The sequence below is a fragment of the Mesorhizobium sp. M7A.F.Ca.US.007.01.2.1 genome (genome assembly GCF_003998165.1).
Classification (GTDB): domain Bacteria; phylum Pseudomonadota; class Alphaproteobacteria; order Rhizobiales; family Rhizobiaceae; genus Mesorhizobium; species Mesorhizobium ciceri.
Genome location: NZ_RZQP01000031.1, coordinates 1 through 19,983 on the forward strand (window position 1 = coordinate 1; position 19,983 = coordinate 19,983).

At 64.0% G+C, this 19,983-nt stretch carries 18 protein-coding genes; 13 read left to right on the plus strand and 5 right to left on the minus strand.

Features of this window, described 5'->3' with window-relative positions; translation table 11 throughout:
• On the plus strand, nt 1–532 hold a 532-nt coding region (locus EN949_RS08495), incomplete at its 5' end, for a 3-deoxy-7-phosphoheptulonate synthase (protein WP_127371668.1).
• Nucleotides 533–566: 34 nt separating this feature from the next.
• Here EN949_RS08495 and EN949_RS08500 read toward each other — a convergent pair.
• Nucleotides 567–1,202: a LysE family translocator gene (locus EN949_RS08500; protein WP_127367433.1), complete on the minus strand. Its 636-nt coding sequence runs from the start codon at nt 1,200–1,202 to the stop codon at nt 567–569.
• A gap of 129 nt (nt 1,203–1,331) precedes the next feature.
• Between EN949_RS08500 and EN949_RS08505 the strand changes: the two genes are divergently transcribed.
• Entirely contained in the window at nt 1,332–2,033 is a 702-nt protein-coding gene (locus EN949_RS08505) for a YafY family protein (protein WP_127370704.1), read from the plus strand.
• A gap of 11 nt (nt 2,034–2,044) precedes the next feature.
• Here the strand turns inward: EN949_RS08505 and EN949_RS08510 are convergent, their stop codons facing one another.
• Nucleotides 2,045–3,154: a Gfo/Idh/MocA family oxidoreductase gene (locus EN949_RS08510; protein ID WP_127367483.1), complete on the minus strand. Its 1,110-nt coding sequence runs from the start codon at nt 3,152–3,154 to the stop codon at nt 2,045–2,047.
• 155 nt (nt 3,155–3,309) lie between these two features.
• Here EN949_RS08510 and EN949_RS08515 point away from each other — a divergent pair, with 155 nt between their 5' ends.
• The 9 genes from EN949_RS08515 (at nt 3,310) to phnN (ending at nt 13,040) form a co-directional block, all read left to right on the plus strand.
• The gene (locus tag EN949_RS08515) at nt 3,310–4,155 is read left to right on the plus strand and encodes a MurR/RpiR family transcriptional regulator (RefSeq protein ID WP_024502014.1); all 846 of its coding nucleotides are present in this window, start codon (nt 3,310–3,312) and stop codon (nt 4,153–4,155) included.
• Between the two features lie 141 nt (nt 4,156–4,296).
• Entirely contained in the window at nt 4,297–6,231 is a 1,935-nt protein-coding gene (iolC, locus tag EN949_RS08520; RefSeq protein ID WP_127370703.1) for a 5-dehydro-2-deoxygluconokinase, read from the plus strand.
• A 34-nt stretch (nt 6,232–6,265) separates the two neighbouring features.
• Nucleotides 6,266–8,116, plus strand: coding sequence for a 3D-(3,5/4)-trihydroxycyclohexane-1,2-dione acylhydrolase (decyclizing) (iolD, locus tag EN949_RS08525; protein ID WP_127366413.1), 1,851 nt, complete (start codon nt 6,266–6,268; stop codon nt 8,114–8,116).
• A 114-nt stretch (nt 8,117–8,230) separates the two neighbouring features.
• Entirely contained in the window at nt 8,231–9,148 is a 918-nt protein-coding gene (gene iolE, locus EN949_RS08530) for a myo-inosose-2 dehydratase (protein ID WP_063169768.1), read from the plus strand.
• Between the two features lie 58 nt (nt 9,149–9,206).
• Nucleotides 9,207–9,425: a hypothetical protein gene (locus EN949_RS08535; RefSeq protein WP_027161053.1), complete on the plus strand. Its 219-nt coding sequence runs from the start codon at nt 9,207–9,209 to the stop codon at nt 9,423–9,425.
• A gap of 150 nt (nt 9,426–9,575) precedes the next feature.
• Nucleotides 9,576–10,388 carry a 5-deoxy-glucuronate isomerase gene (iolB, locus tag EN949_RS08540; protein WP_064992838.1) on the plus strand — a complete coding sequence of 271 codons (813 nt, stop codon included), beginning with the start codon at nt 9,576–9,578 and terminating at the stop codon, nt 10,386–10,388.
• Nucleotides 10,389–10,541: 153 nt separating this feature from the next.
• The gene (locus tag EN949_RS08545) at nt 10,542–11,249 is read left to right on the plus strand and encodes a DUF1045 domain-containing protein (RefSeq protein ID WP_013528376.1); all 708 of its coding nucleotides are present in this window, start codon (nt 10,542–10,544) and stop codon (nt 11,247–11,249) included.
• Between the two features lie 13 nt (nt 11,250–11,262).
• The gene (locus EN949_RS08550) at nt 11,263–12,414 is read left to right on the plus strand and encodes an alpha-D-ribose 1-methylphosphonate 5-triphosphate diphosphatase (RefSeq protein ID WP_013528377.1); all 1,152 of its coding nucleotides are present in this window, start codon (nt 11,263–11,265) and stop codon (nt 12,412–12,414) included.
• The gene (gene phnN, locus EN949_RS08555) at nt 12,411–13,040 is read left to right on the plus strand and encodes a phosphonate metabolism protein/1,5-bisphosphokinase (PRPP-forming) PhnN (RefSeq protein ID WP_024502021.1); all 630 of its coding nucleotides are present in this window, start codon (nt 12,411–12,413) and stop codon (nt 13,038–13,040) included. The genes EN949_RS08550 and phnN overlap by 4 nt, the downstream gene beginning before the upstream one ends.
• A 5-nt stretch (nt 13,041–13,045) precedes the next feature.
• Here the strand turns inward: phnN and EN949_RS08560 are convergent, their stop codons facing one another.
• The 3 genes from EN949_RS08560 to EN949_RS08570 all read right to left on the minus strand — a co-directional run bounded on the left by EN949_RS08560 (nt 13,046) and on the right by EN949_RS08570 (nt 16,771).
• On the minus strand, nt 13,046–14,041 hold the full coding sequence (locus EN949_RS08560) for an ABC transporter permease (protein WP_027161057.1): 996 nt from the start codon (nt 14,039–14,041) through the stop codon (nt 13,046–13,048).
• Between the two features lie 51 nt (nt 14,042–14,092).
• Nucleotides 14,093–15,637: a sugar ABC transporter ATP-binding protein gene (locus EN949_RS08565; protein ID WP_127371144.1), complete on the minus strand. Its 1,545-nt coding sequence runs from the start codon at nt 15,635–15,637 to the stop codon at nt 14,093–14,095.
• Nucleotides 15,638–15,808: 171 nt separating this feature from the next.
• Nucleotides 15,809–16,771 carry a sugar-binding protein gene (locus EN949_RS08570; protein WP_013528381.1) on the minus strand — a complete coding sequence of 321 codons (963 nt, stop codon included), beginning with the start codon at nt 16,769–16,771 and terminating at the stop codon, nt 15,809–15,811.
• A gap of 558 nt (nt 16,772–17,329) precedes the next feature.
• On the opposite strand from EN949_RS08570, the gene EN949_RS08580 reads away from it, so the two are divergent.
• Both EN949_RS08580 and EN949_RS08590 read left to right on the plus strand, forming a co-directional pair.
• Nucleotides 17,330–18,448 carry a LacI family DNA-binding transcriptional regulator gene (locus EN949_RS08580; protein WP_063169765.1) on the plus strand — a complete coding sequence of 373 codons (1,119 nt, stop codon included), beginning with the start codon at nt 17,330–17,332 and terminating at the stop codon, nt 18,446–18,448.
• A gap of 970 nt (nt 18,449–19,418) precedes the next feature.
• Nucleotides 19,419–19,811, plus strand: a complete 393-nt coding sequence (locus EN949_RS08590) for an MAPEG family protein (protein WP_013528384.1) — start codon at nt 19,419–19,421, stop codon at nt 19,809–19,811.
• The last annotated feature ends 172 nt before the right edge of the window (nt 19,812–19,983 follow it).

Below are 19,983 nucleotides of genomic sequence, written 5' to 3' on the forward strand. Positions count from 1 at the left end.
CGGCACCGACGGCAATCTGCGCATAGCCGCCGAGGCGGTGAAATCCGCCGCGCAGCCGCATCATTTCATGGCGGTGACCAAGGGCGGGCGCAGCGGCATCGCCACGACCACGGGCAATGAGGACTGCCACGTTATCCTGCGCGGCGGCGTTCAGCCGAACTATGACACGGCGAGCGTCGAAGCCGCCGCTGTGGAACTCGCCCGCATCGGCGTTGCGCCCCGTCTGATGATCGATGTCAGCCACGCCAACTCGGCCAAGAAGCCCGAGAACCAGCCCAAGGTGGCGGCAGATGTCGCCGGCCAGGTCGCGGCAGGCGACGAGCGCATCATCGGCCTGATGATCGAGAGCAATCTCGTCGCCGGCCGGCAGGACGTGGTGCCGGGCAAGCCGCTGGTCTATGGCCAGAGCATCACCGATGGCTGCATCGACTGGGCGACCACCGAGACGGTGCTGCACGGCCTTGCCGGCGCCGTCGAGTGGCGCCGCTCGGCACGCCGCGCCATGATCGACAACCGGCAGGGAGCTGCCTGACAGGGCATAGGGAAGTGGGCGGCGGTGACCGGGATTACGCCGCCCTTAATCCTTCCCATGCCGTGAACACCGACACGGCAAAGAGCAGCAGTCCGGCCGCCCGGCCGGCAAAAATGGTCGCCCGCGGATTGGCGATCAGAACGTTGCGGCTGCGGCCGGCCGTGATCGCCAGCCCGCCATAGATCGCAGCCTGCGTCACCACGGTCAGCAGCCCCATGACCGTCGCCTGCATCCAGATCGGACCGTAGTCCGGTTTCAGGAACTGCGGGTAGACGGCAAGCACGAACAGGTATGCCTTCGGGTTGATCAGGCAGGTCACAAACCCCTGGCGAAACGCCTTCCATGCGGAACGGCTGCCGGCAGGCCCCTCCTGACCGACAGTGATGGAACTGCGCATCAGCGTGATGCCTATGAAGGCCATGTAGGCGGCGCCGGCAAGCAGAAGCGGCTTGAACAGGATCGGCACGAAATGCATCAGCAGACCGACGCCGATGGCGCCGTTCAGCGTGTGCACCATGCCGCCGACCATGATGCCGCCGGTCGCGGCGAGACCCCTGTCGCGTCCGCCGGTCAGTGCATTGGCCAGCACGAAGAGCATGTCCATGCCCGGAACGGCGATGATGCCTAACAGCAGAATAAAGAAAAGCCAGAGATTTTCCGCATAGCCCATGTCAGTTGCCTGCCGCCTCGCCCGGCCAAGCCGCAGCGGAACCTGTTGATTTTCAATCCGATAGGCGCTCCTATAGGTCAGCCCAACTGACAATGGTGTGTCAGTTGGGCGCGCAACCTGGGGTAAAAAATGCGCAAGGCCTCACGCCTGTTCGAGATCATCCAGATCCTGCGGCTGGCGCGGCAGCCGGTGACGGCAGCGACGATCGCCGAGCGGCTGGAGGTGACGGTGCGCTCGATCTATCGCGACATCGCAGCGCTGCAGGCGATGCGCGTTCCGATCGAGGGCGGACGCGGCATCGGCTACATCCTGCGTCCCGGCTTCGACCTGCCGCCGCTGATGTTCTCGATCGAGGAGATGGAGGCGATCGTCCTGTCGCTGGCGCTGCTGGAGCGCACCGGCGACAGCGAGCTCAAGCAGGCGGCCAAGCGCGTCAGCGCCAAGATCGCCGGCGCGGTGCCGCCGCCCTTGCGCCAGGTATTCGACGCCAATGCGCTGCATGCGTGGGGGTTCGCCGCGCCTTCGACCGGCGCGATCGACCTTGCGCTGGTGCGACGCGCCATCCGCGACGAGGAGAAGCTCGACCTCTCCTATCGAGACGAAATGGGCCGCGCCTCCGAGCGCCTCATCCGCCCGATCGCGCTGATCTACTACGCCGAAACCGCCAACATCGTCGCCTGGTGCGAGCTGCGCCAGGCGATCCGCAATTTCCGCAGCGACCGGATCGCGGATTGCCAGGCGACCGGGTTACGCTTCAAGGGCGAAGGCGACCGCTTGCGGCAGGTCTGGGTGAATGGATGGGAGACGAACGTCGCTGCCACGGTCGTCTGAGCGGGCTTATATCACCGTACGTCCACCCAGCGCTTTTCCTCGAACGAACGCGCCATCGCATGCACGGTGCGCTCGATCTCCAGCCCTTCGGCAAACTCGATGAGCCGCGCCGGCTTGCCTTCAAGCCGCGTCAGCAGTTCGTGGCACTCGATGATCTTGAGGTCGTTGAAGCCGAGGCCATGGCCTGGCGCCGGCACGAAGAGGTCATAGGGCTTGTGGTGCGGCGCCACCAGGATGGTGCGGTAGCCCTGTTCGGTCGGCCGGTCTGATGTGAGATAGAGCTGGAATTCGTTCGATCGTTCCTGGTCGAACAGGATCGACCCTTTAGAGCCGAATATCTGGACGGCGATGCGGCCCTTGCGGCCCCAGGCCGAGCGGTTGACCAGCAGAGTGCCGGCAATGCCGTTTTCCAGATGCATCAGCACGCTGGCGATGTCGTAGGTCTCGACCGCGCGACGGCCGCCACTGGCCAGCTTGCGATCGGCATAGGGTTTGGCCATGTCGCAGATGACACTGGCGACGCGGCCGAACAGGGCTGAGACCAGCGACAGCGGATGCACGGCGAAATCGTCGAGCGCGCCATAGCCGGAAGCTGCTTCGTGCTTCCAGAAGAACAGCGCCTCCGGGTCGGCCATGAAATCCTCATCCATCTCGATGCGCAGATGGTTGACCTCGCCGATGATCTTCTCGTCGAGCAGCGCGCCGATGTGACGGATGGCCGGGCTCTGGATGTAGTTGTAGCCGAGGGCCGCGACCTTGCCGGACTTTTTCGCCGCAGCCGCCATCGCCTCGGCCTCGGCAAAGCTCGGCGCCATCGGCTTTTCGCACCACAGATGCTTGCCGGCCTGAAGAACCGCGATGGCCATTTCCGGATGGAACTGGTTGGGCGTGGTCAGCGAGACGATGTCGACTTCGGGATCGTTGACGACGGCGCGCCAGTCGCCCGACGCCTTGGCGAAACCGAACTCGCCCGCCTTGCGCCGGGCAAGCTCTTCATTGACCTCGCCGAGATGGACCAGCCGTGGCTTGGCCACGTCGGGAAAGACAGCGCTGACGGCACTCCATGCGATGGCGTGACACTTGCCCATGAAACCCGTACCGATGAGACCGACGCCGACCATTTTCCGTTTCTCCACTGCTTGAAGCGCTGCGTGGATGAATTAGTCCATTTTCTCCTGAAATGGAATGTCTGCCTCATTTTTTATGGTGTTCTTGCGCAGGCTCGCTATGATGAGGCACAGAGGACGCTTCACGCATGAGCCTGGACAGAGCGACGATGGACGAACGGGTACCTCGCGATTTCGAGACGCTGCGCACCACCATCCTGGAGCGGCGCGAAAGCCTGCCGAAGCGCATCGCCCAGATCGCTGCCCATGCGCTCGACAATCCCGACGATATCGCCTTCGGCACCGCCGCCAGCATCGCCGCTTCGGCGGGCGTGCAGCCTTCGACCCTGATCCGATTTGCCCAGCAGCTTGGCTTCGATGGTTTCACCAGCCTGCAGCAGGTGTTTCGCGAACGGCTGCGCGAGCGCAACTCATCCTATGACGAAAGGCTGCAGGCGCTGCGCGTCAAGGCCGAGGGGGGTGCCGGCCACCGGGCGATCTTCGACGGCTTCGTCGCCGCCGCCTCGACCTCGCTCAACGATATCTCGCGCACGCTGGACGAAGCGCATCTGGAAGACGCTATTTCCCTGCTGGCAAAGGCGGAAACCATCTATGTGCTGGCCAAGCGGCGCTCCTATCCGGTGGCGTCCTACATCGCCTATGCACTGGGCAAGCTGAAGATCCGCAACCAGCTGATCGAATCGGCGGCCGGGCTGAATGCCGAGATGATCGGCTTCGCCACGCCGGCGGATGCCGTCATCGCCATCTCCTTCTCGCCCTACGCGCCCGCCACGATCGAGGAGGCGCGCAGCATTTCGGAACAGGGCGTGCCGATCGTCGCCATCACCGACAGCTCGTTTTCGCCGCTCGCCCAGTTCGCCAAGGTCTGGTTCGAGGTTGCCGAGGCCGATTTCGCCGGCTTCCGCTCGCTGTCGGCGACAATGGCGCTGGCCATGGCGCTGACCGTCGGCGTCGGCGAGAAGCGGCGCGATACGGGCCGCAAGCGCAAGGCCTGATCCACCGCCGAAAAGGTACTTTTCACCGAAGGAATGCTCATTCCATATTGACTATGGATTGGAATTATTATTTCATATTCCCGGCGCCACGCTGCCGCTCGCGCGTGTACCCCAACACAACAAGGCCGACGGGAGGTTCCAATGAGCGAAGCCGTGGACGCTGAATACGCGCCGCTCGACGTCATCACCATCGGTCGCGCTTCCGTCGACCTTTACGGCCAGCAGATCGGCTCGCGGCTGGAGGACATCACCTCCTTCGCCAAGTCGGTCGGCGGCTGCCCGGCCAACATCTCGGTCGGCACCGCCAGGCTCGGCCTGCGCTCGGCGCTGCTCACCCGCGTCGGCGACGAGCAGATGGGCCGCTTCATCCGCGAGCAGCTGACGCGTGAAGGCGTCAATGTCGACGGGCTCAAGACCGACAAGGAGCGGCTGACCGCGCTGGTGCTGCTGTCGGTCGAGGACGAAGGCGTCTCGCCGATGATCTTCTATCGCTCGGACTGCGCCGACATGGCGCTGGCGCCGGAAGACATCGATGAGGCCTTCATCGCCTCGGCGCGCTCGATCGTCGTCACCGGCACGCATTTTTCCAGGCCCAACAGCGATGCCGCGCAGCGCAAGGCGATCGGCATCATGAAGGCCAAGGGCGGCAAGGTGGTGTTCGACATCGACTACCGGCCGAACCTGTGGGGCCTCGCCGGCCATGCCGAAGGGTTCGAGCGCTATGTGAAATCGGACCGGGTCTCGGCGCAGCTGAAGACGGTGCTGCCCGACTGCGACCTCATCGTCGGCACCGAGGAAGAGATCATGATCGCGTCGGGCGCCGATGATTGCCTGAGCGCCTTGAAGACAATCCGCTCGCTGTCGTCCGCCACCATCGTCCTGAAGCGCGGCGCGATGGGCTGCATCGTCTATGACGGACCGATCAGCGACGATCTCGAGGACGGCGTCGTCGGCAAGGGGTTTCCGATCGAGATCTACAATGTGCTCGGCGCCGGCGACGCCTTCATGTCGGGCTTCCTGCGCGGCTGGCTGGGCGGCGAAGACCATGCGACGGCGGCGACCTGGGCCAATGCCTGCGGCGCCTTCGCCGTGTCGCGGCTGCTCTGCGCGCCGGAATATCCGACCTTCGAGGAGCTGCGGTTCTTCCTCAAGAACGGCAGCAGGCATCTGGCGTTGCGCAAGGACGAGGCGATCAACCACATCCATTGGGCAACGACGCGCCGGCGCGACATTCCCTCGATGATGGCGCTCGCCTGCGACCACCGCGTGCAGCTCGAGGATGTGGCGGCGAAGGCCGGTGCCGATCCCGCACGCATCCAGGATTTCAAGGTGCTGGCGGTCAAGGCGGCGGCGAAGGTTGCCGCCGGCCGCGACGGCTACGGCATGCTGATCGACGAGAAACACGGCCGCAAGGCGATGTTCGAATTCGCCAGGCATTCCTTCGCCTGGCTCGGGCGGCCGGTGGAACTGCCGGGTTCGCGGCCGCTGCGCTTCGAATTCTCGCAGGACATCGGCTCGCAGCTCACCGAGTGGCCGGTCGACCACTGCATCAAGTGCCTGTGCTTCTATCATCCCGACGATCCGGCCGCGCTCAAGGACGAACAGCAGCAGAAGTTGCGCGCGCTGTTCGAAGGCGCGCGGAAGGTCGGCAGGGAACTTCTCATCGAGATCATTGCCGGCAAGCATGGCAAGCTCGACGACACGACGATCCCGCGCGCGCTGGAAGAACTCTATGCGCTCGGCATCAAGCCGGACTGGTGGAAGCTCGAGCCGCAGGCGTCGAGCGGCGCCTGGGCGAAGATCGAGGCCGTGATCCTGAAGCACGACCCCTGGTGCCGCGGCGTCGTGCTGCTGGGCCTGGAAGCGCCGCAGGACGAGCTGGAAGCGGCGTTCGCCGCCACCGCCAAGGCACCCATCGTCAAGGGCTTCGCCGTCGGCCGCACCATCTTCGTCCACGCCGCCGAACAATGGCTGGCCGGCAGGATGTCGGATGACGAGGCGATCGCCGACATGGCGCAGCGCTTCGAACAGTTGACGGATGCGTGGCTTGCCGCGCGCGGCCGCAAGGCGGCATAAGAAGGCGCGGAATAGGACTGCGGAGGAAAACACCATGAGCAAGACAATCCGCCTGACAATGGCGCAGGCGCTGACCCGCTTCCTGTCGCGCCAGATGACTGAGATCGACGGTAGCAAAGTCCCGATCTTCGGCGGCGTCTGGGCGATCTTCGGCCACGGCAATGTCGCCGGCATCGGCGAGGCGCTCTATCAGGTGCGCGACGAACTGCCGACCTTTCGCGCCCACAACGAACAGGCGATGGCGCATGCGGCAATCGCCTACGCCAAGGCCAATTTCCGCCGCCGCTTCATGGCCGCGACCTCTTCGATCGGCCCCGGCGCGCTCAACATGGTGACGGCGGCGGCGCTCGCCCATGTAAACAGGTTGCCCGTCCTGTTTTTGCCAGGCGATGTCTTCGCCAACCGCATCCCCGACCCGGTGCTGCAGCAGGCCGAGGATTTTTCCGACGGCACGGCGACGGTCAACGACTGCTTCCGTCCGGTTTCGCGCTATTTCGACCGCATCACCCGGCCGGAGCAGATCATTCCTGCGCTGAGCCGCGCCATGCAAGTGCTGACCGATCCGGCCGATTGCGGCCCGGTGACGCTGTCGCTCTGCCAGGACGTCCAGGCCGAGGCCTATGACTATCCCGAGAGTTTTTTCGCGGAGCGGGTCTGGCACCAGCGCCGGCCGCGCCCGGATCGCCAGGAACTGGCGGCCGCGGTCGCCGCGCTCAAGGGTGCAAAAAAGCCGTTGGTGATCGCCGGCGGCGGTGTCCTCTATTCGCAGGCGTCGGACGAACTGGCGAAATTCGCCGAGGGCGCCGGCATTCCTGTCTGCGAGACGCAAGGCGGCAAATCCTCGCTGCCGGACGACCACCCGCTCAACATGGCGGCGGTCGGCGTCACCGGCACTTCTGCCGCCAACCGGCTGGCTGAGGAAGCCGATGTCGTGCTGGCCATCGGCACGCGCCTGCAGGATTTCACCACCGGTTCGTGGGCGCTGTTCAAAAATTCGGGCAAGACCATCATCGGACTCAACGTGCAGCCCTTCGATGCCGGCAAGCACCGCGCCCTGCCGCTGGTGGCCGATGCGGCCGAGGGCCTGGCGGAACTCGGTGCTGCGCTGAAGGACTGGAAGGCGCCGGCAAGCTGGACCGACAATGCGTCCTCCGGCAAGAAGGCCTGGGCGGTCGAGGCGGCCAAGGTGACGGCGTCGACCAATGCCGCCTATCCGTCCGATGCGCAGGTGATCGGCGCGGTGCAGCGCGCCATGGGCTCCGGTGTGACGCTGCTGAATGCCTCCGGCGGGTTGCCGGGCGAATTGCACAAGCTTTGGCAGGCGGGCGCGCCCGGCTCGTACCATGGCGAATACGGCTTCTCGACCATGGGCTACGAGATTGCCGGCGGGCTCGGCGCCAAGATGGCGAAGCCCGGCGAGGAGATCGTCGTCATGATCGGCGACGGCTCCTACCTGATGATGAATTCGGAGATCGCCACCTCGGTGATGCTCGGCCTCAAGCTGACCATCGTGCTGCTCGACAACCGCGGCTATGGCTGCATCAACCGGCTGCAGATGGCGACCGGCGGCGCCAACTTCAACAATCTGCTGAAGGACTCGCGCCACGAGGTTCTGCCCGACATCGACTTCGCCGCGCATGCGGCGAGCATGGGGGCGATTGCCGAGAAAGTGCCGTCGATCGCCGGGCTGGAAAACGCGCTGGCACAGGCCAGGAAGAATACGCGCACCACGGTGCTCGTCATCGACACCGACCCGCTGGTTTCCACCGATGCCGGCGGTCACTGGTGGGATGTGGCGGTGCCGGAAGTGTCAGTGCGGCCGCAGGTCAACGCGGCGCGCAAGGCGTATGACGAAAAGCGGCAGATGCAGACCATCGGCGATTGATAGAGGCGCCGAAGCTCCTCCTTCTCCCCGCCTCTACACGGGGAGAAGATGCCGGCAGGCAGATGAGGGGCGGCGCCAACGAGCAAGAAACTGTTTTAGGACCGGAGTGACGACTTGAAAGCCAAACTGGGCATGTCCCCCATTGCGTGGTGGAACGACGATCTTGCGGAGCTCAGCGATGACGTGTCGCTGGAAGAATGTCTGCGCCAGTCGCGCTCGGCCGGCTTCACCGGCATGGAGATGGGCCGGCGTTTTCCCAATGACCCCGAAATCATGCTGCCGATCCTGAAGGCCGCCGACGTCACGCTGTGCGGCGGCTGGTTCTCGGGCACGCTGGTCGATGGGGAGATGGCCGACAACAAGGATCGCATCCAGCCGATGATCGACCTGTTCAAGGCGGTGAACGCGCCTTGCATCGTCTATGGCGAGGTTGGCCGTTCGATCCAGGGCGACCGCTCGAAGCCGCTGGCGACCAAGCCGAAGCTGTCGGACGACGAGATGAAAGCCTATGCGAAGCGCCTGACCGAATTTGGCGAATGGTGCGCCGAACAGGGCATGCCGCTGTCCTACCACCACCATATGGCGGCGGTGGTCGAGACCGAGCCGGAACTCGATGCCTTCATGCGCTATTCCGGAGCCGGCATTCCGCTGCTGCTCGATGCAGGCCATCTGGCATTCGCCGGCGGCGACGTGCTGCGCGCCATCGACAACCACCATACCCGGATCAGCCATGTGCATGTGAAGGACGTCCGCATGGGGGTGATCGAAAAGCTCGACCGCACGAAGCAGTCCTTCCTCGACGCGGTGGCGCTCGGCGCCTTCACCGTGCCGGGCGACGGTTCGCTGGACTTCGGCGCCATCGTGCAGCGCTTCGCCGACCATGGCTATGAGGGCTGGTTCGTGGTCGAGGCCGAGCAGGACCCGAAGAAGAACCCGCCGCTCAGGATGGCGCAAGTGGGCTACAAGGAATTGATGCGCGTCATGACGGCGGCCGGATACACGGTCGAGACGCAAGGCTTTCCAAATGTCTAGTCTCCCAATGGCTGGTGCGACGGGTTCCCGGCGAGGCCGATTGCTGTAGATTGGCCCGATGAAAGATTCCGAACACCCCTTCTTCCGGCCTTTGTGGCGGCGTGTCGCCGTCGTCGCGGTCTGCGTCATCTGGTCGATCATCGAGTTCGCCACCGGCACGCCGTTCTGGGGCATGATCGCGCTCGGCTTCGCCGGCTACGCCGTCTGGCAGTTTTTTTATCTCTACAAGCCTGCTGACGAGGCGAGGCCTCCGGTCGGGCCCGAGCCGAAGGAGTGACTGATCGCATGCGTCGGCGGTTAGCTTCCAGTGCTTCTAACTTCGTCATCCTAGGGTCTCCGCGACGGAGTTTCGCTCCTGCTACGCCCTAGGGTGACGAAGTTGAGAGGCTTCGGCCGATCTCGAAGATTTGCGATAGGAGAGACAAAAATGTCGAAGCTGCTCGTCAAAGCCGACAAGGGCCACGGTCGCGTCGCCCATGTGACGCCGAAAAGCGCCGGCTGGACCTATGTCGGTTTCGACCTGCATCGGCTGAAGCCGGGCGAGAGCGCCTCCGGCAAGACGGAGGATCGCGAAGTCTGCCTGGTGTTCGTCACCGGCAAGGGCAAGGCTTCAGCCGGCGGCAAGGAGCTCGGCCTGCTCGGCGAGCGCATGTCGCCCTTCGAGGGCAAGCCGTGGTCGGTCTACGTGCCTGAGGGTTCGGACTGGTCGGTGACCGCGGACACCGAACTGGAACTCGCGGTCTGCTCGGCGCCGGGCCTTGGCGGCCGCCTGCCGGTTCGCGTCATCGGACCGGACGATCTCGGCCAGGAGGTGCGCGGCAAGGGCACCAACACGCGCTATGTCACCAACATATTGCCGGAGGGCAAGCCGGCCGATTCGCTGCTGGTGGTCGAGGTCATCACGCCCGGGGGGCATACGTCGAGCTATCCGCCGCACAAGCACGACCAGGACAATCTGCCCGCTGAATCCTACCTCGAGGAAACTTACTATCACCGCCTCAACCCGCCGCAGGGCTTTGCCTTCCAGCGCGTCTACACCGACGCCGACAAGAACGGCCATCGCGCGCTCGACGAAGCAATGGCGATCGAGGATGGCGATGTCGTGCTGGTACCCAGGGGTTATCACCCCTGCGCCGCCTGCCATGGCTACGACCTCTATTATCTCAACGTCATGGCAGGACCGAAGCGGACGTGGAAGTTCCACAATGCGCCCGAGCATGAATGGCTGATGAAGGCCTGATCGGTCGCTGCGTGAGCACTCGCCCCCTGGTCCAGCACGAAAAAATCGTCGGCTAATGACCCCGCCGCGGCGTTTTGTTACCTGAAAGCCAGCAAGGCTTCGTCAATTCGTCATGGAAATCACCTATGGCAGCGAAGCTGACAAGGACTTTCCATGCGCTACGCCCTCTATTTCACTCCCCGGCAGGACGAGCCACTGGCGCGGATTGCCGCCGACTGGCTGGGCCGCGACCCGTTTGGCGCCGCCACGAGGCCGGTCGAAGCGGTGGCCGACCTGTCGGCGGCGGAAGTGGCTTTCCACACCGCTTCGGCGCGCCGCTATGGTTTCCATGCGACGCTGAAAGCACCGTTCCGCCTGGCTGCCAACGAGACGGAAGTCTCGCTGCGCGCCGCGCTCGACCATTTTGCCGAGGTGACGCCGGTGGTGACCATTCCCCGTCTCGTGGTCAGCCAGATCGACGGCTTCTTCGCACTGGTGCCGGAAGGGCCAGTGCCTGCGCTCAACCGGTTCGCCGATGACGTGGTGCGCGACTTCGACCGGTTTCGCGCACCGCTGAGCGAGGCGGAAATCGAGCGGCGCAGCCCGGATTCGCTGAAGCCGGCCGAGTTCCGCAATCTCTGCCAATGGGGCTACCCCTATGTCTTCGAAACCTTTCGCTTCCACATGACGCTCTCCGGCCGGGCGGGGTCACAGGAGAGCCCGCGTTTGCGCGCAGCGATCGACAGCCTGTTCGCGGAAGTGCTGCAACAGAAGGTGCTGGTGGATGCGCTGACCTTATTTGTCGAAACCGAACCGGGTGCGCCGTTCATGGTGCTCTCGCATCACGCGCTCGGGCGCCGCCCGGCCAGAAAAACCGCCTGAAGGACTGCCTGAAATGACCGCCGAGACTGTTCTCCACAATGCCCGCATCGTGCTTGCCGACGAGATCGTCGAAGGTTCGCTGGTGCTGCGCGACGGCTTTATCGCCGGCATCGAAGCCGGCGCAAGCTCTGGTTCTAGTCGCACCGGCGAGGATATGGGCGGCGACTATATTATTCCCGGGCTGGTCGAGTTGCACACCGACCATCTCGAAGGCCATTACGCGCCGCGGCCCAAGGTGCGCTGGAATCCGATCGCCGCCGTGCTCGCCCATGACGCGCAGGTGGCAACCGCCGGCATCACCACCGTGCTGGACGCCTTGCGCGTCGGCATGGACGAAGACGCCGACCTGACATCGGCCGACATCCGCAAGCTGGCCGACGCGATCGAGGACAGTGTGAAGCAGGACCGTCTGCGCGCCGACCATTTCATCCACCTGCGCTGCGAGGTTTCGGCTCCGGACTGCCTCAGGGCTTTCGCCAATTTCGACGGCGACGAGCGGGTTAAGCTGGCATCGCTGATGGATCATGCGCCAGGCCAGCGCCAGTTCGTCAATCTCGAAACCTATGCCTACTATTACCAGCGCAAGCTGAAGCTGACCGATCGCGACTTCAAGGTGTTCTGCGAAAAACGGATGGCCGAATCGGCGCGCAATTCGGCGCCGAACCGGGCGGTGATCGCCGCCGCCTGCCAGGAGCGCGGCATCGTGCTGGCCAGCCACGACGACGCCACATCGGGCCATGTCGACGAAGCGATCGAGCAGGGCGTGCGGGTCGCCGAATTCCCGACCACGGAAGAGGCCGCCAGGGCCTCGAAAGAGGCCGGGATGGGTGTGCTGATGGGCGCGCCAAACGTTATGCGCGGCGCCTCGCATTCGGGCAATGTCTCGGCCCGTACGCTGGCCAGCGACGGCCTGCTCGACATCCTGTCGTCCGACTACATTCCCTTCAGCCTGATCCAGTCGGCGTTCTTCCTCGGCGATGTCGTCGAAGGCATTTCCCTGCCGCAGGCCGTCGCCATGGTGTCGAAGAACCCGGCCGATGCGGTTGGCCTGACCGACCGCGGCGTCATCGAGCAGGGCCGCCGCGCCGATCTGGTGCGGGTGCGCGTCGACGACCATGTTCCGGTCGTGCGCACCGTGTGGCGGCAGGGACGCCGGGTGGCATGATGGTGTCGGCACTGATCGAGCGGGAACTTTCGGCCGAGACGTTTCCGATCCGCGATGGCGTTTTCGTCGCCGTCGTCGGCCCAAGCGGCGCCGGCAAGGACACGGTGATCGGCTACGCCCGCAACCATTTTGCCGACGAAACGCGGCTGGAGTTCGTCCGCCGGGTCATCACCAGGCCGAGCGATGCCGCAAGCGAGGATCACGACACGCTGGCCGACGCTGCCTTCGCCGAAGCCGAAGCCGATGGCGCCTTCGCCATTTCCTGGGAAGCACACGGCTTGCGCTACGGCATCCCCGCCGATGTCGACTGGTCTGTCGCCAATGGCCGTGTCGCTGTCGCCAATGTGTCGCGCGCGATCATCCCCTCCTTGCGCGAACGCTATGCCAACCTGGCCGTCGTCGAGATCACTGCCTCGCCTGAAGTGCTGGCCGAGCGTCTGGCGATGCGCGGCCGCGAGTCCCGCGGCGAAGTGCTGGCGCGGCTGGCACGCAGCGCCAATGTCACTCTGTCCGGGCCCGGCGTCACCTCGATCGACAACAGCGGCCCGCGCGAAGCCGCCGGCGAACGCTTCGCCGAGGTGCTGCGCAAGGCGATGGCCTTTTCCGACATGTCGGGCCTGATCTAGGCTAGCTATTCCGCAGCCTGGCCCGCCACGCCCTTGCGGGTGGCGTCGACCATCAGCCGCCGTTCCCGGAACACGCCCCATTGCTGGTCGACCAGCACGCCGATGAGGATGACGCCGCCCATCACCGCGAAGTTGAGCGAGGACGGGATGCCGAGCAGGTTGACGAGATTCTGCAGCTCCTGCAGCAGCACCGTGCCGAGGATGACGCCGATCAGCGAGCCTTCGCCGCCGCGCAACGAGAAGCCGCCGAGCACGGCGGCGGCGATGGCGTAGAGCTCGTAGAACTGGCCGTGGCTGGCCGGCGAGATCGAGCGCGTGTACATGGCGAAATAGATCGCCGACAGCGCCGTCAGCACACCGCAGATGACATAGGCGGCGATGACGACACGGCCGGTGCGGATGCCCGAATATTTCGCCGCCTCCTCGTTCTTGCCGATGGCGTAGAGATAGCGGCCGAACACCGAGCGATGCAGCACCACCCACATGACGATCGAAATAACGATCAGCGCGATGAAACTGTTCGGCACGCCATAGGAGCGTCCGGCCGTCAGGAATTCGAGCTCGGGAAAATTCTGGCCGAACGCAAAACCCGCCGTGCCGTCGGCGGTGTAGAAGCGGGCGACACCGCGGTAGATCAACAGGCCGCACAAAGTGACGACGAAAGGCTGCAGCTTGAGCCTTGTGATCAGCCAGCCATGCACCAGGCCTATGATGGCGCCGAGGAACAGGATCAGCACGAAGGCCAGCGGCCAGCCCACCTCGCGCACGGCGATGAAGTCGATGAACAGCGTTCCAAGCAGCGCGACCACCGAGCCGACCGACAATTCGATGCCGCCGGTGATGATGACGAAGGCCTGGCCGATCGACAGGATGCCGAACAGGCCGATCAGGTTCGAGGTGTTGGCGAGGTTGATCGGCAGCAGGAAGCGCGGATTGATGATCGCCACGATCGCCCCGACCACCAGGATCAGGATCAGCAGGCCGAGATCTTTCTTGCTCATCGTCTTCTCCCCAATGCCTGAGCAGATCGCGCTTGCGCGACCCCGGCAAAACTACTTCGGCTGCTTGCCCACCGCCAGTAGCAGCACGTTTTCCTGGCTGAACCGGTCCTTGTCGAGAATGCCGGAGATCTGGCCCTCATGCATGACGGCGATGCGGTCGGACACGCCGATCACCTCTTCCATGTCCGACGAGATCATCAGCACGGCGACGCCGGCATCGGCCAATGCGCGCATCAGGCCGTAGATTTCCGCCTTGGCGCCGATGTCGATGCCGCGCGTCGGCTCGTCGAGGATCATCACCTTGGGGTTCATGGCCAGCCACTTGCCGAGCACGACCTTCTGCTGATTGCCGCCCGACAGCGTGCCGGTGCGCGTCTGCACCGAAGGCGCCTTGATGCCGAGATTTTTCTTCTGCTTCTCGGCGGTGGAGGTCTCGGCGCTTGAGGACACCAGGGAGCGGCGCGCATGCGCGGGCAGATTGGGCAGCGAAATGTTCTGAGCGATCGACAGGTCGAGCAGGATACCGGTCAGCTTGCGGTCTTCCGGCACCAGGAAGATGCCGTGCGCGACGGCGTCGGCCGCGGAAGCCAGCGCAAGCAGCTTGCCGTCGAGTTCCAGCGCGCCGCCGAGCTTCGAATCGATGCCGAAGAACACCCGCGCCAGCTCGGTGCGGCCGGAACCGACAAGACCGGCGAGGCCGAGAATTTCGCCGCGCCTGACGTCGAGATCGACCGGGCGGCCGGGATAGGCAGGGGTGCGGATGGCCTTGGCCGCAAGTGCTACGGCGCCGGGCGCACGCGCCGCTTCCGAGGCCTTTTCGCGCTCCTTCAGCATGCGGCCGATCATCAGCTTGACCATCTGGTCGTGGCCGATATCGCTCTTCGGCAAGGTGCCGGCCAGCATGCCGTCGCGCAGCACCACGACGCGGTCGGCGACGCGCTCGACCTCGTGCAGGCGGTGCGAGATGAAGATGACGCTGATGCCGTCGGCCTTCAGCGCCTTGATGACGTCGAGCAATTTGTCGGTCTCGGCGAGCGGCAGGCTCGATGTCGGCTCGTCGAGGATGACCAGACGCGCCTCGATCGACAGCGCCTTGGCGATCTCGACCATCTGCTGCTGCGCCAGCGACAGGGTCGCGACCGGCGTGTCGGCGGAAAAATTGGCGCCGACGCGCTTCAAAAGCGGCGCCACCATGGTGCGCAGCTTTGCGCGGTCGACGAGCTTGAGCGGCCCGGCGCGCAAAGGTTCGCGGCCGAAGAAGATGTTGGCGGCGACGTCCAGATTTTCGAACAAATTGAGTTCCTGGTGGACGAAGGCGATGCCCGATCCCAGGCTGGCTTCGACGGAGAGCCTGTCATGCGCGGTGCCGTCGACGGTGATCGTGCCGCTGTCGGGCCTGGTGACGCCGCCGAGGATCTTCATCAACGTCGATTTGCCGGCGCCGTTTTCGCCGACAAGGCCGATGACCTCGCCCGGCCTGACCTCCATGGAGAAGCCGTCGAGCGCGACGACGCCCGGATAGGTCTTGCGCACGTTCTCAAGGCTGAGGAACGGGGCGGTCACGGATGCAGCAATGGATGTGTCGGAATAATTCATCATGCCTGACAGCGATTGGCGGGCCAATTCTGAGCATGATCTTTTCCGAGAACCGGCTTCCACTTTTCGGGATCATGCTCTTGGCTTTTGGCAGACTGACGATCCTCGCGGTGTTCGTCAATGCGAGCAGCCGGCCCAAGCGACGTTGAGCCGGCTGAACTGCTTCAAGTCTTAGTTTCCGGCCATCGCCTTCAGATTGGCGGCGTAGGCGTCGACGTCATCCTTGCCGATGATCTTGGTCGGGATGATGATGAGGTTGCCTTCCGGGATGCCCGACTTGTCGCCCTTGAGATAGGCAGCCATCAGCTTCATGCCCTGATAGGCCCATTCGAAGGGCTGCTGCACGACGGTGGCGGCAATGGTGCCTTCCTTGACGCCGCCCAGCGTGATCGGATCGTCATCGAAGCCGACGACGGTGATCGAGCCGAGCTTGCCGGCATCGCGCAGCGCTTCATAGATGCGCGGCGTGTTGTAGGAGTAGAAGCCGACCATGCAGGTGACGTCGGGGCTGGCGACCAGCGCGTCCTCGACGTTCTTCTTGGCGCGCGCCTGGTCGATGTCGTCGCCGCGCACGTCGATCAGCTCGATCTTGGTGCCGGCCAGGCCATCCTTCATGCCCTGGATGCGCTCCTTGGCATTGTCGGCGCCGAGCAGGCCGACGAAGCCGAGGCATTTGCCGCCATTGGGCATCGCCTTCTTGGCGATTTCGGCCGCCTGCTTGCCGGCATCGACGTTGGACGAGCCGATATAGGCGACGCGCTTGGTCTGCGGGGCGTCCGAGTCGGTGGTGAACAGCGCGGTTTCCGAAGCGATCTTGTTCAACCCATCGGTCGAGGTCTTGGGATCGACGGCCGAGACCATGATGCCCTTGACGCCGGCGGTCACCAGATCGTCCATCAGCCGCTGCTGGATGGCGACCGAGGACTGTTCGGGATATTTGAGCTCGAGCGTATAGTCGGGCAGTTCGCCCTGCGCCTTCTTGACGCCGGCTTCGGCGGCCTTCCAGAAATCGGAAGCGCCGTTGACGACGAAGGCCAGCGTCGGCTTGTCGTCGGCGCGCGCGATTGCCGTGGCCGACAGGCCAAGCAGCAGCGCGGTCGCGGCTACGGATGCATTGCGTATCAAGGATTTCATGTTCAACCTCCCGTTTGGCTCAGTCGTTGGACCGGCCGATCTTGCACTGACCTGATTTGCCGTTTGCAGCGTGGACGCCCTCCTCCTCAAAGGGGTTCCCGGCACCGAAAGAATGGCGTCGTTCCAGCCACGACAGCGACCTTAGAGACTCATCCTTCATTCGTAAATAGTCCGATTTGTCTGACATATCACATATCCGAGACAAGGCTTGCGGAGATAGGATCCGCTCGCCACCGGGCCATTTTTCGTACTCTCCCGTCGCCCCGGACGTGACCGGCCGGATGCGACGATTGACGGTACAGCGCATTTTTGTATTAGTAAACAGTATTAGTTCCGAGCCAATGCCAGCGGTTTCGCGGTGTGCCCGCCGGCGTGCCGCCCTCACCGCTGGGCAGCCGCCCAGGCCTTTTGTTAATTGAGCTTTCGCTTGTATGGAGATGCGTGGCGGATGGACCTCCGGCATACTAATAGTTATAAACGAGCTTGACGTTATTCCGATAAATCGACGGCGTCACGCCACCTTGCCGGCCTGACCGGCCAGCCAGACTGGGATTTGCCATGAGCGAGACGACGGATCGGGCCAGCGACACAGCGAGGCGGCGCAAGGCGCCGGCCAAGGGCGCCAAGGGCCGCGTCACCATGATCGATATCGCCAGGGCCGCCGGCTGCTCGCAGGCGACCGTGTCCTTCGTGCTCAACAATTCGCCAGGGATCAAGCTGTCGCAGCAGACCCGCGAACGGGTGATCGAGGCCGCACGGACGCTTGGCTACACCGCGCCCGCTTTCGAGGCGCTTCACCCGGCATTGCCTGCCTTCGAGGGGCCCGCCTTCGAAGGGCTGGACGGGGTGATCGGCTTTGCCGTCGACCAGCTCGCCACCAGCCCCGAAGCCGTGGTCGCCATCGAGGGCGCGCGCCAGGCCTCGTGGAATGCCGGCAACGTGCTTCTGGTGGCGCAGACGCTGGGCGATTCCGTCATGGAGCCGCGCGCTATTTCAGCGCTGACCAAGCGGGGCATTTCGGCGCTGATCTACATGACCATCTTCACCCGCGAGATCACAGCGCCCGACTATCTCTACGGCCTCGACATCCCGGTGATCCTGCTCAACTGCTACACGGCGGACTACGCCTTCCCGTCCGTGGTGCCGAGCGAGATCGCCGGCGGCCAGAGCTCGACCCGCCATTTGATCAGCCACGGCCACCGCCGCATCGCCACCATCACCGGCGAGCCGTGGATGCAGGCGGCACAGGACCGGCTGAAGGGCTACCGCCGCGCGCTCGCCACGGCCGACATCCCGTTCGATCCCGAGCTGGTGGTCGAGGGCGACTGGTCGGCCAGCGCCGGCTATGCCGCCACCGTCAAGCTGCTGGCGCTCAGGGATAAGCCCACCGCCATCTTCTGCCAGAACGACCGCACCGCGATCGGCTGCTACGAAGCGCTGAAGGAAGCCGGCCTGCACATTCCGCAGGACATCTCCGTGGTCGGCTACGACGACGAGGAAATCGCCAGGCATCTGTTCCCGCCGCTGACGACCTCGATCCTGCCGCACATGGCGATGGGCCAATGGGCGATCGAACAGCTGGAAGCGCCGGCGGCGCCTGGACGGGGGCGGTATCCGATCACGAAGCTGGAGTGTCCGCTGGTGGAGCGGGAGAGTGTACGGGGGGTGGTAGGGTAACGCGACTCGGCGGGCCCGCGCTGGCTTACCTTCGACCGTTAGGGAAACCTGACCAGTGGGACGAAGAGCTGATGGCTGCAATGCAGACGATTCTTGCGCGGAAGGGGGTCAAGGTCGAAGTCTGAGACATTCATTCCCATTGGTGCAACAGACCGGCACGGTTGCGAATTTGGGGTTGGACACGCCGTGCCGGCCAGTGCTGGACACCCCAGCCCGATTACGCTACCGGCACAACAGGAATCCAGCAATTAAGCCTGATGGTCTAGATCGCGAGTGCAGAGCCTGTTCTCGCGCTTCAGGGAGCCCTTTTACCACGGGCATTACTTCTCCTCCGGGCAGTCCAGCAGCTTCGCATGGCGATGCATTTCTTCGCACCCGTCCGACAAGGCGGGCTTGAACCATTCCGCTTTGTCTTTCTTCAGGCCTTCGGCACTGGTCCGCTAACCTTGCCCTGCACGCGGTCCCACAGGCAGTTGCGTCTGCCGAACTTGAAATTGAGGTTGACGGTGCCGACTTGCGGAATCGGCTGTCGTTTCCTGGAGAAAGCAAAAAGCCCGCCACCTTTCGGCAGCGGGCTTTCCAAAACTGTAACTCTCTTGGTTAATCGATAATCCCGGATGAGCTGGGCGAAGCCGTCACTGACGACAGTCGCTCACGCTTCGTGAAAACGGGCTTCTGATAGATTTTCTTCATCGACATTCCCCTTTGCCAATAATGTGTCACTCTTTGCCTTCCGCCGGGCAGCGTGTCAATCGCGCACGGCGGTATGCCGATGGCCATCACCGCCTCCACGGAAGGGACGCTGATGGCATAACTTGCCCATCGTTTTCGGGTGATTAACAAAAAGGGCAATTATATAACTGACAACCCCGCTCTTATTGGCGCTGGTTGTCAGGAAAGATCTGCCTGCGCCTTGCCCTTGCCGATAACCTTTGCTTGCCTACTGTCCCGACCATGAGAGGAGGCAAACATGGAACGGCTTTACCCGGTAGCTCTCGTGACGCTGTTTTGTAGCTTGATGATATTCGGAATGGCGGTGACGGTCGCGAGAACCCACAAGAAGACTGGCATACTGGCGCCCGCAATGACCGGCGACCCGCTCCTTGAACGAACCATCCGGGCACATGCCAACGCGGTGGAATGGTTTCCTATCTTTATGCCGTCGATGTGGCTGTTCGCGATCTACTGGAATGCCGCGTGGGCTTCCGGCCTTGGGCTGCTCTGGATGATAGGTCGGATTGCATATTTCGTAGGGTATCGCACCGCGCCCTTGAAGCGCTATCCCGGCTTCTTCGTCCAGTCGATTGCAGCCTTCGCGCTGCTTTTTGGCGCTCTGGGCCGGATCATCTATCTGATGCTCTAGGCGCTCCCCAGCCGCGGGAGAACGGCACGGTACCTCATAAGCGGAGATAGGGCGCACTCCCTCCGATCGGTGTCGGGTCGGTAATATTGCTGGACGCGTTCGAGGGGCGCCAAATGCTCATCGCCTCCTATTACATGTGGTTCGACGGCCGGCCGGCAGCCGAGCAATGAGG